The following is a 14470-nucleotide window of genomic DNA, read 5'->3' on the forward strand; positions in this document are numbered from 1 at the left end:
AGCATACCATTGCGTAGCAGGATCAAACCAAATGGCAATATTTCCGCGACTTATGAGTGCTCGGTTATATGCGGGCCAATTGGTTGTGCGGTAGATTTTGTGTGTAGGCTTCTTCATTTGAAAATTATATCGCTGAAAAAGCCTTTACAGATAGGTTTGTGCAACAAAGCCGTTATAAACTTATTCATTCAGGAATTATATTGCTGAATGAATAAGTCTAATTGATTTATTTATGCAACCCAACTATTCATTTGATTCATTTGATTCATTTGATTCATTTGATTCATTTGATTCATTTGATTCATTTGATTCATTTGATTCATTTGATTCATTTGATTCATTTGATTCATTTGATTCATTTGATTCATTTGATTCATTATTTTTAACTTGTTTTTGTTTAGAATTTTCAACTTTAGAAGCTTTTAAATTCTTTTCAAGAAATAACAAGCCGCCATCTGCATAACTAAAACTTGCGATACTAAAGAATGCACTAATTAACAGTAATTTAGTACAAAATTTATTTTTGAATAGCATGTTTATTTACTCTCATTTAATACTTGTTAGATATTCTAACTTTAAAGAATTAACACCCAGAGGACTCATAAATTACATTCTTGTAATTTTAAAATGTCTCAGGATGGTGTTTAAAGTGCGTGTGATAAATAGAAGTGTAATACAGGAAAATGGTAAGGTTTATCAGCCTAGTCATCTGTCCATTATGTAGAAAGAGCAGCACTTTAATGTTTATGCTGTTCCAATGTATTACATTCCTTACTTTCTATTTGTAACGTAATTTCAGTAATACTATGATTATGTTTTAGAACGTCTAAGGCCTTTTGATAGAGCTGATCTGGATCGCTATTAGGAGCAACCAAATGAGCAGTTAAATGAATGTTTTTTGAAGATATAGCCCAGACTTTCAACTGATGAATCCCTTCAACACCCTCTAGCATCAATAAATCATTTCTTAACGACTCAATATCAATCTCATCAGGAACCCCTTCAAGCAAAATATGGATACTTTGTTTTAATAAAACCCAAGTTCGAGGTAAAACCCAGAAGCCAATTAACACAGCGATTACGGTATCTACCCACATCCACTGGGTAAAATAAATGACCACTCCTCCGATAATCACGCCTATCGATCCCAGTGCATCACTAAGGACTTCTAAATATGCGCCTTTCACATTTAGACTTTCTTGAGCACTCGCAGAAAGGATTTTCATTGAAATCAAATTTATGACCAAACCAATGACTGCGACAATCATCATTCCAACACTTTGAATTTCAGCAGGATGCGTAAAGCGTTGGTAAGCTTCATAGACAATATATATCGCCACCACAAAAAGCATCACTGCATTAAACAGAGCCGCTAAAATTTCGAATCGCTGATAGCCAAAAGTTCTTTTATCATCTGCGGCTTTTTTACCAATTTTGATAGCAGCAAGAGCAATAGCTAATGCGGCTACATCAGTAAACATGTGAGCGGCATCAGACAGTAATGCTAAACTTTGGGTAATAAAAGCAGCGACAACTTCTACTATTAAAAAAGTAGTCGTTAAACCCAAAGCAAACATTAATTTCTTACTATTTCCTTCAGTAACAACCGCATGGCTATGATCATGATGTTCTGACATAAAATTTTCCTTATTTAATCCATGATTAGCAGAGATATTTGAGACAGACCCAATATCTCTGCTAAAAATTGCTTAATCTAATGGATTAAGAAGCTTTCTTTTCATTCATCCACCGGTACAGTACAGGCAGTAAAACCAATGTAAGCAGGGTAGAGGAGATAATTCCTCCAATGACTACAGTCGCTAAAGGTCTCTGTACTTCTGCCCCAGTCCCGGTTGCCAAAGCCATCGGAACAAACCCAAGCGAAGCAACACAAGCGGTCATCAGCACAGGTCTAAGACGCAAAATTGCACCCTGCCACGTTGCATAATAAAGGTCATATTGCTGTCGCAACTCTTTGATAAAGGTGAGCATGACTAAGCCATTCAGTACAGCCACCCCCGATAGTGCAATGAAGCCAACCCCTGCTGACATGGATAATGGAATGTCACGCAACCACAATGCGATTAAGCCTCCACATAAGGCAAACGGGACACCACTAAAGACCAGTAAGCTTTCTTTGATATTATGGAATACAGCCATCAATAAAATAAAGATCGTCAACAATGCGAGCGGAACCACCAATTGCATACGCGCTTTTGCAGACATCAGATTTTGAAATTGACCGCCATAATCTATCCAATAACCGCTTGGTAATTCCTGTTTGGATAACGTGCTCTGAAGTTCTGTTACGAATGAGCCTAAATCGCGTCCTTCTACATTTGCAGTAATAACCACCCGACGTTTACCATTTTCACGGCTGACCTGATTAATACCCAGGATATTTTCAACGCGTGCAACATCTTGCAGTTGGACTAAACCACCATTTGGCAATTGAACAGGAAGTAGCGCTAACTGCTCGGGACTACGCTGGGATTCATCTAGACGGATAACAAAATCAAAACGCTTGTCTCCCTGTAGAATGGTTCCAACATTTTGACCACCGACACTTGTCGCCACCAGATCCTGAATTGCTCTTACCGACAAGCCGTATTGTGCTGCTCTGGACTTATCAACTTCTACATTCAACAAGGGTAAGCCGCTGGTTTGCTCTACATTAACGGCTGTCGCGCCTGAAATTGATTTAATTTTCTGAGAAATCTTATTCGCTTCACGATTCAGAATTTCCATATCATCGCCAAATAACTTGACACCCACATCACTTCGCACCCCTGAAATTAACTCGTTAAAACGCAGTTCAATGGGTTGCGAGAACTCACTGTTATTTCCCGGCAATGTCGCTAAGAAAGTAATCATTCTTTGGCGAAGCTCATCAATCGTTTGTTTTGGATCAGGCCATTCATCATGAGGTTTTAACAGTACCACGCCATCTGAAATGTTGGGTGGCATGACATCTGTGGCCACTTCTGCTGTACCGGTACGGGCAAAGATTGCTTTAATTTCAGGAAATTCTTTCAACAGTAACTTTTCAGTATTTTCCTGCATTCTCAGTGACTGTTCTAACCCTGTACTTGGGGAACGCATTTGCTGAACAGCAAAATCACCTTCACCCAGTTGAGGTGCAAACTCGCTACCTGTTTGAGTAGCTAGCACACCCGTAAGCACTAAAATACAGGCAGCCACAATAGTCACAAATAAACGAAGCTCATAGGCTTTATCTAAAAGCAGTTCATATTTGGTTTTAAGCCAATGCATCCAGCGACTTTCGGTTTCCTTGACTTCTCCAGTGACAAATAGGGCAACTGCGGCTGGCACAAAAGTGACAGATAAAATCATGGCCCCAATTAAAGCCAGTACAACAGTCATTGCCATAGGATGGAAAAGTTTGGCTTCTACACCCGTCAGGGTAAAGATAGGTAGATAAACCACCAAAATAATTAACTGTCCAAAAATCAGAGGACGACGCGCCTGTTTTGCAGCCAAGAAGACTTCTTTAAATCTTTCAGAACGGCTAAGTAAACCACCTTTCAGCTTCTGAGCTTCTGCTAGCCGACGGATACAGTTTTCTACAATAACCACTGCACCATCAATAATAATACCGAAGTCCAGTGCCCCTAAACTCATCAGATTTGCACTAATCTTCTGCTCTGCCATTCCCGTCAAGGTAAACAGCATTGACAGTGGAATAACGCAAGCCGTGATCAGCGCAGCACGGAAATTACCTAGAAAGAGAAATAAAATAACAATGACGAGGATTGCACCCTCAATCAAATTTTTCTGAACGGTTTTAATCGCCCGATCAACCAAATGCGTACGGTCATACACAGTCTCAATCACCACACCTTTAGGTAGCGATTGCTGGATCGATTGCACCTTTTCATCAATGGCTTGAGCAACGGTACGGCTATTTTCTCCCATCATCATCATGGCAATACCCAATACAGTTTCTTCACCATTATAGGTTGCAGCACCGGTTCTCAAGTCATGACCAATCGATACCTTGGCAACATCTGCAACCCGAATCGGATAGCCGTTTTTATTGGCAATACTGATGTTCTGAATATCTTCAATCGTGTTTAAAGTGCCGGGCACCCGCACAGTCAACTGTTGTCCATTTTTCTCAATATAGCCTGCACCACGGTTTTCATTGTTTTCTGTTAAGGCGGTCTGTAAATCAGTCAAAGGAATTTGCAATTGCTGCAATCGGTTCAGGTCAGGGGCAACCACATAGGTCTTGTTAAATCCACCAATACTGTTGATTTCCGCAACACCTTTCACACGCTGTAATTGCGGCCTCACAATCCAGTCCTGAATTTCACGCAAGTCCATAGCCGAATAAGACGTCCCATCCGGCTTTTTAGCATTAGGTTCGGCTTTAATCACCCATTGATAGATTTCACCTAAACCTGTCGAAATAGGCGACATGGTCGGTTGCACATCTTCAGGCATTTCTCCCATTGCTTCTTGCAAGCGCTGGTTGATGAGCTGTCTGGCCCAGTAGATATCAGTACCATCTTCAAAAATGATGGTCACTTGCGATAAACCATAGCGTGAAATAGAGCGGGTTTGTTCCATATTCGGCATGCCTGACATGGCATTCTCGATAGGATAGGTAATCCGCTGTTCCATCTCCAAAGCAGTAAAGCCATTGGCAGAAGTGTTGATCTGTACTTGTGTATTGGTGATATCAGGCACGGCATCAATCGGCAGCTTTTGATAGCTGTAAATGCCTACGCCAATCCAGGCCACAATAAACAGCATGACCCAGATGGCATTATGAATTGAAAACTGGATCAGTCGATCAAACAGTCCTTCAGGCTTTATTGACTCATTATTAGATATTTGAGAATTTTCAGTGCCCATGTGAAGCCTCTCCTTTTTCCATTTCAGATTTCAGTAAGAAACTACCTTGAGCGGCATATTTTTGTCCCTGATTAAGCCCATTTACCACTTCAATCCACTGGCTCTCCCCAGATGACTGACCTAATTTCACCGGCTGCGGACTGAATTCAACTTTCTGTCCATGTTGAGTGGCGACAAAAACCACATCCTTTCCATCGATATTCTGAACTGCTGACTTAAGCACCCGTAATGCGGTACTTTCACTCTTTTGTTGCAGCAGTACGTTTACCATCAAGTTTGGACGTAATTCGGTTGCATTCGATTCAACTTTTGCTCGAACCTGAAGACGACCCGTTTGAGTATCCGCTTCAGTATTTAAAGTCTGGATAACTGCCTGATAGACCTTTTCAGTTTGCAAGGATTTAAATTCGATCTTTTGATTCGGGGCTAAACCCATAATTTCAGAATTTGGAACAATAAACTCAAGCCAGAGCTGATCTAACCGGTCTATAGTAAAGAGCTGATCGGCTAACTGAACATTTTCTCCGAGCACCAAATCCTTTTTACTGATCACGCCGGAAATGGGGGCTTTCAAAATATAGCGCCCGTTACTGGTATTCACAGCACCAAACGCACTTAAACGTGATTGGGCCGATTGGACCTGAATTTGCGCCCGTTTATAGCTGTTGTAAGCACGTTGATAGTCCTGTTTTGCTGAAATACCCTGTGACCACAGCTGACGCTCACGCTCGAAGTCCTGTTTCGCCAGTTCAAGGTTGGTTTGTTCAATTTTTAGATTGGCCTGCTGATCGACTAAATCAGGAACAAGCAACGTGGCCAAAGACTGTCCTTTCTGAACTTTTTGGCCGAGTTCTACATAGACATTTTCGACATGACCACTAAAACTCGGAGAGACATGCGCTTGCTGGTCGGTATTCACGTTAAGTTTTGCTGGATAAGAACTTAATTTAACCACCGGACCTTGATCGACTGCTGATAACTGTATGCCTTGTTCAACCAGTTGCTTGGCCGTCAGGCTCACGCCTTCTGCATGCTCTTCGGTTTCACCGCCATGTTCCTCTTTGCCTTCTTCACTTCCATGTTCCTCTGCGCCTTCTTCCTCTGCATGTTCATCTGATGTTTCAGATTTATTCTTACCCGACAAGATCAAGAAAATACTGAGTAGTACGGTTGCGCCGATGACCAAACCAATCAGTAGAGGTTGAGAGATTTTTCCGCTCTGTTTTTTTAAGCTGTTTTTAAGATCGAACATGTTAATTTCCCCCACCAATGACAGGCATGGCCTGTATGTCTTGCCATAAGTTTTGATTGATTTGTGCAATAGCATCTTTCGACATGACTTCACTTGGGCTAATGCCTAAGCTCAAACTTTCTGCTTCAATGGCCTTTTGCCAGCCATCCCGTAACAACTGGACTTTACGCAGACGGATGTCTTGTAATTGAAGCGTGGCTTGCTGAACATCGGTTAAAGCAAACTTGCCTGCCAAGAAACCTTGTAGCGTCTTACTTTGAACTTGAGTCGCCAAAGGAATTTGAGTCTCGTCAACGACTTTGAATTGCAGCTCTAAACCCTGCAACTCGGTTAAAATTGTGCCTATTTGCAGCGCATTTTGCTTTAGATAAAACTCTTTCTGACGCTCTAATAAGTTCATTTTTTCTTGCGCGATTTTTATGCCATTTTGCTGACGATCGAAAATATTAAGCGGTACACTGACTCCGACTACTAATTGATTTTGTGTGGAGTTTTCCAAGGATTGGGTGCGGTTGACACCTAGGTTTAAAGTGGGGTTAGGACGTGCCTTTGCCCTTAGTTGATCAACCGTTGCTTGAGACTCTAATACCAGTAAAGCTCGATATTTCTCAACGTAGTTTTCCGCTAAATATTCTTGAACCTGCTGATGAGTCGATTTTGGCCAGAGCTTTTGTGAAGAGAGGTTTACCTGCAATGACTTATCAGAGGTTCCCCATAAATTTGATAATTGTTGGGTGGCCACTTGGACTTGTAAGTCGGCCTGTCTAAAAAGACGGATATTTTCAGCATGACTTAAACGTGCGCGATTCACATCTACTTGCGCGATACCGCCCGCAGTAAAGCGCTTCTCGATCGCTTTAAGGTTTTCTTCGCTCACCCGAAGTTGTTCATTGACAATGTTTCTTTCAAGTTCGGCAATGGCCAGTTGTGACCATACATATTTCACTGCAAGCTCAATTTGCGCTTGATAAATCTTCTGCTTCAGTGCTGTTTTATCTGTAGAGAGACTGGCTAATTTTTGGTTTGCTTTTCGCTCACCAAAAATATCCAAGGGTTGTGATATGCCAATGGTAAGCTCTTTTTCATTATTTGAACCAAATCCCGTTTGTTCAACTGACAGTTCAGGATTTTTAAACAGCTTACTTTGCTGAAGATTCGTGGCATTAATGCTGTTTTGCGTTTCCCAGAAATTTTGGGACGCTTGATACTGGTTGACCTGATCAATGGCTTGTCGCAGCGTTAAATCTTGAGGACTGGCGACTACAGAAGTACTCAAGCTGATCATTGCTGATAGCAAGACACCTGTACGGAATGCTGACCAGGATAAATTCAGGATAGAAGTATCCTGATATAATTTGTTTTTTGACATGAAATGCACCACACATAATGAGATTAGGAGTGGTGGGCTTTTATAAGACTACCCCACCAATAGTAGGGGCAAATCAGGAGGGGGTGTTAATTGATTCAGATAAGGGGATTTATAAAAAGTTCTTCCCAAATAAGATGGTGTAAGGACTGTCTCAAAATGAGTTTTAAGCTTCAAATCATCGGGTGGGTCAATCTGAATCACGATTGTATTTGAGAAATGACTGCACTTTTCGTTAAAACAAACCTTCTGACAATAGTCATAAATTTCTTTATAGTTTTCTAAGGAATAAAGTGCTTGACTAGGACTATCACTCTTTTCGTCTAAATCGATTGGATTAGAGAGTATTGAATTGGGTATGTTTGGCATTTCATGCAGACACGCAGCCTCTGCCACACTCCAAATATTCTGGAATGTGAATAAGAGTACCAATATCTGGATTAGAAATGTTTTTCTCTTCATACACAAATCTGTATTTAAAACACCAATAAGAAGCTGTCCAGATCTATCAAAGATCTGATCACAGAATTTGAGTAATCTTAAACTTTTTGCAGCCTTAAGTAAAGATATACAGAATTTTTGAAAAAAGCATAGGTCTAGATAATCAAGCTAGATTTTTTAGAACTCCACATTGGTCAATTGTACATAAGCCATCACAAGTACCTCTTAAATCAGATAATTGTTCAATAAGCTTTTGTTGCTTGATTATATTTTCTCTGATAGCACTGACATGTAAGTCAATTAATTCATTCACATCTGAACAATTTTTCTCAGGTTTGTCTTTATAGGTAAGTAATTGACGAATTTCATTCAAACTCATATTTAAAGTTCGGCAATTCAAAATAAACTTAATTCGCTCAACATAGCCTATATCGTAAAGGCGGTAATTTCCTTCCGTTCTTTCGGGTTCCGGAATTAAACCTTCCTTTTCATAAAACCTAATTGTTAATACTGAACATGAGGTTTTTTTAGAGAGTTCACCAATTTTTAAATGCATTGAGTTGGTATTTCCAAAAAATCTTGACTCTATAGTAACTATAGGGGTTCTAATATTCAAAGTTTATAAATTTTTTTAATGGGTATAACTATGAGTGGTTGTGGATGTAGTAAAGAAACACCATGCGAAGATAAGAAATCTCAACAAGAAAATCATCCATCAATTGCAGAAGCAAGCAATTCAAAGAATTGTGATAATACGCCTAGCTGTTGTGGTGAAGAGGAAGAAGAAAAATCTTCATCTCCTTGCTGTAACACTTCAAACAGTTGTGAAGATACCGCTCAATCCTGTTGTGGTTCTGATCCCAAAGAAAATTTAAGCACTGAAAACGTTTTAAAAGATTCGCACTACATGAGTGAATACTTAGTTCCCAAAATGGATTGTTCTGCGGAAGAACAGATGGTTCGTATGGCGCTATCTTCAATTGATGGTGTTCAAAAACTCATCTTTGATTTACCTAACCGTTCTTTAAAGGTTCTACATAATCAAAAAGATGAAAATATAACCACCAAACTTGAAGGACTGGGTTTTGGGGCAAAGCTTGTGAAGACTGAAACTTATATAAGCAATCAACAGGCCAAGCAAACAAGTACCTACACCATTCCTAAAATGGATTGCTCTGCTGAAGAGCAAATGGTCCGTATGACTCTTGCAGATCTTGAAGCAGTTAAAGGTCTTACTTTTGATCTTCCCAATCGAAAACTGAAAGTCTTCCATAATGAAGGGATTCAGCAAATTACGGCCAAACTTGAAGGACTGGGTTTTGGGGCGAAACTTGATGAAACACAGCTTTCTTCAGGTGACCTACCCAATGAACCTGATCCTGTAAGACAAGCTAAAGTACTTAAACTGTTATTAGGCATTAATGCTCTACTGTTCTTTATAGAATTCATCAGCGGTATTATTGCTGCTTCTACAGGATTGATTGCTGATTCTCTAGATATGTTTGCCGATGCAGCCGTTTATGGTATTGCGCTATATGCCGTCGGGAAAGCTGCGAAATATCAAGTAAAAGCAGCTCATTTTGCAGGCTGGATTCAGTTATTACTCGCTGTCATCGTGATTGTTGACGTCATTAGACGATTCATGTTTGGAAGCGAGCCAGAATCAACGCTCATGATTGTTATTGGCCTGCTCGCACTTATAGCTAACGTGACATGCTTATATCTTATTTCTGGTCATCGAGAAGATGGCGCACATATGAAAGCCAGTTGGATTTTCTCAGCGAATGACGTTGTGGTAAATATGGGCGTCATATTTGCCGGTGTACTCGTGGCATGGACGGGATCAGCTTATCCAGACTTAATCATTGGTATACTGGTTTCTTTATTCGTACTTAATGGTGCTCGAAAGATTTTGGCTTTGAAGTAAGGTACAACAAGAGTTATACCGAGCGAACCAATACTAAAAACCCCAGCAGGATGCCGGGGTTTTTTCTTTTCTAAACATCTGGGGTGATTGATTAAATGGTCATCTAAAATCAGTATGATAGTTCAATCTCCCCCCTCGAATAGGCTTTTTCATAGATTTATCACATTCCCTCATTTTCATAAGCTAAACTAAATATAGTCGAAAATTCAATTGAGTTATTCCCCGGCTTTTAAATAGCGGTATACCGCTTGACGACTAATACCGAATGCCTGACCTAATGCCATTTTTGAAGGATATTTCCCTTCCTTCCATGCTTGTCGTAAAGCTTCAGCCTGCTCAGGTTTCAATTTATGTACCCGACCTTTGTACTTCCCTTGAGCTGATGCCAGTTTAATTCCTTCCTTTTGCCGCTCCAGAATAATCTCACGTTCGAACTGTGCAAAAGCACCCATCAGTTGCAGCATCAAATTATCCATCGGAGTGGATTGGGCCGTAAAAGTAATATTTTCTTTTACAAACTGGATGGAGATCCCTCGTTTGACCAGTTTATCTACTTCAGTCACCAAATCTTTTAAGCTTCGCGCAAAACGATCCATGGAATGTACTATCACCTGGTCTCCTTCCCGGACATAATTCAACATTTCTTGAAATTTCGGTCGGTCGGTATTTTTACCTGACGCACGATCAACAAAAATCCGGTCGACTTCAATTCCCTCAAGTTGACGTCCAGTGTTTTGCTCGACAGAACTGACCCGGACATACCCTACTTTTTGGCCTTTCACTTTTTCACGCCCCAATTGAAGAAAAATGAACAATTTCGTAAATTATAAATTTTTAATACCAAAGTTACATGTTATATATGATTAAAAATCATTTAAATGGTACATAATTTTACGAACTTTTAGGCTGTTACTTTAGGGTGTAGTCTAAAGTAACAGAATGAATATTCTGCCCCCGATGGCTTTGTTGCATAAATATCTAAGACTATGATTTTGTTTAATTTATTTTTGGATTAAAATTTAAACAAATCCTTAAAAATCAGTATCTTGAAGAATGTTTATACAACAAAGCCGCTCAGGGGTATTAAATACCCCCTTTATGGCTTGTTCCAGATTTTCTTACATGTCATTTATAGTGTATTCAAAATCGTACCAACTCTTTGTTTAATTTCAGCATCCCTTTTTCTTTGCTCTGCTTTGCCACCGTTGAATACCCTGTCAATCAAACCACTTAAATACTCTACCGAGCTTTTTTTATTAATAGTATTAATGATGATAGAAAGCACAACTATTGCAGGGAACAGTACAAGTATGATTCCCTTCACCAGAATATCCACGAAAAGATTTTCCATTTCCCACTGGGCTTTACTCTTGTTGGAGAGAAATATTCTTTTCTCTTCCATGAGCTCAATGGTCTTGTTTTTTTGTGCAGGTGTATAATCTGGATCTAGCCCCAAAACGTCTTCAATATAAAGTTCTGTCTGGCCATTACGGCTTAATGGAAAGTGCTCATTTGCACTAAATTTTGCAAAAGCTTTTTTATCATACAAGCAGCCATGCAGTGACTGTTCAATATCAAATGCCTGATCGCTATATGTGAACATTAACACCTTGTCTATATATTTAGAATCTCCAGATCCACCGTAGTCAAACCGTTCTTCTACTGTGCCGTACGCTGTAAACCCAATCTTGTAAAACTTGCCTACAGGTGTTTTAAGTCTTACATAGTACAAATGACCACTTTGTACTTTTGGTACATATCTTCTACTGGAGAAACGTCTCATTTAGATCCTATTTTCACAAATAAAACCCTATTATATTTTCTGAGATCAGATATGAATACAGCAGAATCAGGTGCCCCCCCATATATCCGATGAATACTTATTTCTAGGCCAAATAAAAAACGCTAGATTAATGGCATTTTTTATATTGATCTATTTAGGCCTCAGCAATATACAGAAAATAAACTCACCAACCTCCCCACTCACCACATTCTGGGCATTTCATATTAAATGGCTCCAATGCTCTTGCTGAGTGATAAGACCAATAAAGTCCATTTTTTATTAATCGGGTACTATTTTGAGTCTTACTTGAACAATGATTATAAATTTGCATTTGTTCGCATTCTACGCACTGCATCCAAACAGACCTCGGCGTCCTTTTGATCCATTCCCCTACCTTGTTATAGTAGCCTGAAGATTTTTCAATTTTTAAAATATGATTTGAACCACAGCGAATGCAGATAGGTACAGCGAAAGTTCTATCATTATTTGGATCAGTTTCGCTAGTTTCTAATTTATATTGAAGGAACATACCCAATAAACGTTGTAACTCATCACTATACAAATTACGATCAATTGGGTTTAAGAAAATTGCACCTTTGTTATGTGAGTAAAATATCTCATCATTTAAACAATCCAACTCCCCTAAGAAACTATATTTCCCCCATTCTTGTGCAGTCACTTGCTGGTCAATTAGATTCTTACATGGATGAACTAAAAAAACAGGGTTTTGATCATCTTCGCTATAATTTTTGTGCTCATACAATTCATTAATCTTAGACATCATACCTCCTGCTTTATTAAAAGTATTTTTGTCATAAAATTTAGCGTCTAATACAAACCTTTTAAATTGTGCATTCTTATTTTCAATATCATTTTCCTTAAACCAGGTTAAATCTAAGGTAAAATCAGGTTTTTTATTATTTAGTAATCTTTTCTCATACCATAAAGTGATATACCGTTTAGCTCCTTCATTTGAAAGATTAACTTGAATATCTTCTTGATTGCTTTTGATCGCATCAATAATTTTGTACTTCCAATCATCTTGCGGAATAAAACGAAATGTTTCTTTAAGAACTAGAATGATTTGAATAAGAGTCCATCTTTCATAAAGTAATGGCATATTGACTAAACCAATTTCTTCAATTTTTTCGAGACTGATTAAAAGATTTTCATCATGCAAATTCGTAACATTGCGTAGGACTTTATAATTATTATGTACTCCCTGATAATTCGGATTTTGCACAAAAGTCATTGAATTAGGGAAGTAAGAAGAAGCCTTAATCCCCAAATTCTTAAACTGCTTGAGAATCTCTTTTATAAGACGAAACTTCGGCTCCACTTTCTCAAAAACGTAGCCACATAACTTCTGATTTTCAGTATAGAATCTAATGCGGTTACGTAAAGCAATTTTCTCTTTTTCTTGTTCTTCTAATTCTTGCTTTGATAAAGGTTTCAACCAATCATTAGCTGCTAACTTTATCCCTATCTCCTTTTCATTTTCATAAATTTCCTTCGCTTTATGAATATCTAGGCAATCTAATAACTCAATCTCTTGAATATTAGAAAATCCATATCTTATAGATCCAGATGTATGATTAAATGTACACTCACCATTAATTCTTAATACCATCCCAGGTTGCAGAACTTTTAAAAGCTTCGAAAAGGTATGTCTGAGATTTAAAATACCGCTTTTATTCTGTGGCTTTACCCAATCTTCTCCATTCCATACAAGTACAAAAAATCCGTCTGGCTTATTTTCATATGGATTGGTTGTTGTATTTTCCAGTTTGACAAATACATCTTGAGAAGATGGACTAGAACGAAGCTCGAGACCAATATCTTTAATTTTTTGGTCTAGCTTTTTCTGCCAATATTCTAACCTTCTTCTTTCACCTATTTTTTTTAAATCTGAAACTACTAGATCACGGTCAACCTTAACATAATCTTTAAATGCATCATGTTGAGCTTGAAGTTTTTCAACCATATGTTGAAAGCGTTGCTTTTTATTATCAGCAAGTATCACGATTTGCTTGATAATACGATAGCATCGTTCAAGTGCAAAAAAGATATAGCGATTTTCAGCGACATTGTAGGATGGTTCAGTTGCACGACTCGTTAAAAATCGTTGATTGGTTTTAGTTGCAAGCTCCATGAAAGTTCGGTTGACTGGCTTTACCATTTTTCTAGGCTTCAAAGTCTGTATTTCACGAAGTTCAACTTTAAGATTTTTTAGGACTTTCTTAGCATGATCAGCGAGGTTCGTTATACACTCAATCGCCTCTTCGCCAATCCCTATTGTTTGACCTTCTTTAGCTTTAGCTTGTACGGCACTATTTTCATCAAGAATCAGTTCCCATAAGTCATTCTTGAATGTTCGCAAATATTGTTCTAACTGATCTAAGGTAAAATCAGAGCCATTAATCGCTATTTCACAAACTTTGCCTTGTAAGATAAGACGAATCTTCCCAACAATATTGGGGGCAATACTAGACCACTGTTTATGCTCTTTTACCCATTGATCTTTCGCGATCCACCAATTCATACCTGTTTCAGGGTCTTTAATAGGAGTTAAATAGTTTTTCTCTCCATTCGGCATTTCAATATATGGTTTATCCGATTTTTGATTCAAGAAACGAATAGCTAATAGACCTTTTTTCACCCCCTCTACTTTGGGATAAATGGTCGTTTCAACCTGAAATAAATCACGCTCTTCATCATACTCAACATCTAGAGAAACCAAAGATTCTGTGACTTTTGTTAGCGTTTTTTGGTCATACCATTTAAGTTCTAAATATTTAATTTCAAAAAATGGATTCATCA

At 38.6% G+C, this 14470-nt stretch carries 10 protein-coding genes and 2 pseudogenes; 1 reads left to right on the plus strand and 11 read right to left on the minus strand.

Features of this window, described 5'->3' with window-relative positions; genetic code table 11:
* The 8 genes and pseudogenes from LOZ91_RS08115 to cadR all read right to left on the minus strand — a co-directional run.
* Positions 1-117: pseudogene (locus LOZ91_RS08115) on the minus strand (IS5/IS1182 family transposase); the annotation flags it as partial.
* Positions 118-354: 237 nt separating this feature from the next.
* Positions 355-534 (minus strand): annotated as a pseudogene (locus tag LOZ91_RS08120) (hypothetical protein); the annotation flags it as partial.
* A gap of 203 nt (positions 535-737) precedes the next feature.
* The gene (locus LOZ91_RS08125) at positions 738-1637 is read right to left on the minus strand and encodes a cation diffusion facilitator family transporter (RefSeq protein ID WP_004665978.1); all 900 of its coding nucleotides are present in this window, start codon (positions 1635-1637) and stop codon (positions 738-740) included.
* An 85-nt stretch (positions 1638-1722) separates the two neighbouring features.
* Complete coding sequence (locus LOZ91_RS08130) at positions 1723-4881, minus strand: CusA/CzcA family heavy metal efflux RND transporter (RefSeq protein WP_244782995.1); 3159 nt, start codon at positions 4879-4881, stop codon at positions 1723-1725.
* Positions 4871-6133: an efflux RND transporter periplasmic adaptor subunit gene (locus LOZ91_RS08135; protein WP_071851559.1), complete on the minus strand. Its 1263-nt coding sequence runs from the start codon at positions 6131-6133 to the stop codon at positions 4871-4873. The genes LOZ91_RS08130 and LOZ91_RS08135 overlap by 11 nt, the downstream gene beginning before the upstream one ends.
* A gap of 1 nt (position 6134) precedes the next feature.
* Positions 6135-7502, minus strand: coding sequence for a TolC family protein (locus LOZ91_RS08140; RefSeq protein ID WP_004677225.1), 1368 nt, complete (start codon positions 7500-7502; stop codon positions 6135-6137).
* A gap of 48 nt (positions 7503-7550) precedes the next feature.
* The gene (locus LOZ91_RS08145) at positions 7551-7961 is read right to left on the minus strand and encodes a hypothetical protein (protein ID WP_025465702.1); all 411 of its coding nucleotides are present in this window, start codon (positions 7959-7961) and stop codon (positions 7551-7553) included.
* 142 nt (positions 7962-8103) lie between these two features.
* Positions 8104-8496: a Cd(II)/Pb(II)-responsive transcriptional regulator gene (gene cadR / locus LOZ91_RS08150; protein ID WP_004733193.1), complete on the minus strand. Its 393-nt coding sequence runs from the start codon at positions 8494-8496 to the stop codon at positions 8104-8106.
* 90 nt (positions 8497-8586) lie between these two features.
* On the opposite strand from cadR, the gene LOZ91_RS08155 reads away from it, so the two are divergent.
* Positions 8587-9867 carry a cation transporter gene (locus LOZ91_RS08155; RefSeq protein ID WP_104500112.1) on the plus strand — a complete coding sequence of 427 codons (1281 nt, stop codon included), beginning with the start codon at positions 8587-8589 and terminating at the stop codon, positions 9865-9867.
* Between the two features lie 215 nt (positions 9868-10082).
* Here LOZ91_RS08155 and LOZ91_RS08160 read toward each other — a convergent pair whose 3' ends face one another.
* The 3 genes from LOZ91_RS08160 to LOZ91_RS08170 all read right to left on the minus strand — a co-directional run bounded on the left by LOZ91_RS08160 (position 10083) and on the right by LOZ91_RS08170 (position 14468).
* On the minus strand, positions 10083-10649 hold the full coding sequence (locus LOZ91_RS08160; protein WP_104470814.1) for a recombinase family protein: 567 nt from the start codon (positions 10647-10649) through the stop codon (positions 10083-10085).
* Positions 10650-10996: 347 nt separating this feature from the next.
* A complete protein-coding gene (locus LOZ91_RS08165; protein ID WP_244782996.1) occupies positions 10997-11650 on the minus strand; it encodes a hypothetical protein in 654 nt (217 codons plus the stop codon).
* A gap of 184 nt (positions 11651-11834) precedes the next feature.
* Positions 11835-14468 (minus strand): hypothetical protein, encoded by a 2634-nt coding sequence (locus tag LOZ91_RS08170; protein ID WP_244782998.1) that lies wholly within the window; start codon positions 14466-14468, stop codon positions 11835-11837.
* Positions 14469-14470: the final 2 nt, after the last annotated feature.

The organism is Acinetobacter sp. F-1, assembly GCF_022869025.1.
Lineage (GTDB): Bacteria > Pseudomonadota > Gammaproteobacteria > Pseudomonadales > Moraxellaceae > Acinetobacter > Acinetobacter pseudolwoffii.

Excerpts from the sequence above, each read along its gene's own strand:
- LOZ91_RS08125 (WP_004665978.1), bottom strand. The coding sequence starts at position 1,637 with ATGTCAGAACATCATGATCATAGCCATGCGGTTGTTACTGAAGGAAAT.
- LOZ91_RS08130 (WP_244782995.1), bottom strand. The coding sequence starts at position 4,881 with ATGGGCACTGAAAATTCTCAAATATCTAATAATGAGTCAATAAAGCCT.
- LOZ91_RS08135 (WP_071851559.1), bottom strand. The coding sequence starts at position 6,133 with ATGTTCGATCTTAAAAACAGCTTAAAAAAACAGAGCGGAAAAATCTCT.
- LOZ91_RS08140 (WP_004677225.1), bottom strand. The coding sequence starts at position 7,502 with ATGTCAAAAAACAAATTATATCAGGATACTTCTATCCTGAATTTATCC.
- LOZ91_RS08145 (WP_025465702.1), bottom strand. The coding sequence starts at position 7,961 with ATGAAGAGAAAAACATTTCTAATCCAGATATTGGTACTCTTATTCACA.
- cadR (WP_004733193.1), bottom strand. The coding sequence starts at position 8,496 with ATGCATTTAAAAATTGGTGAACTCTCTAAAAAAACCTCATGTTCAGTA.
- LOZ91_RS08155 (WP_104500112.1), top strand. The coding sequence starts at position 8,587 with ATGAGTGGTTGTGGATGTAGTAAAGAAACACCATGCGAAGATAAGAAA.
- LOZ91_RS08165 (WP_244782996.1), bottom strand. The coding sequence starts at position 11,650 with ATGAGACGTTTCTCCAGTAGAAGATATGTACCAAAAGTACAAAGTGGT.
- LOZ91_RS08170 (WP_244782998.1), bottom strand. The coding sequence starts at position 14,468 with ATGAATCCATTTTTTGAAATTAAATATTTAGAACTTAAATGGTATGAC.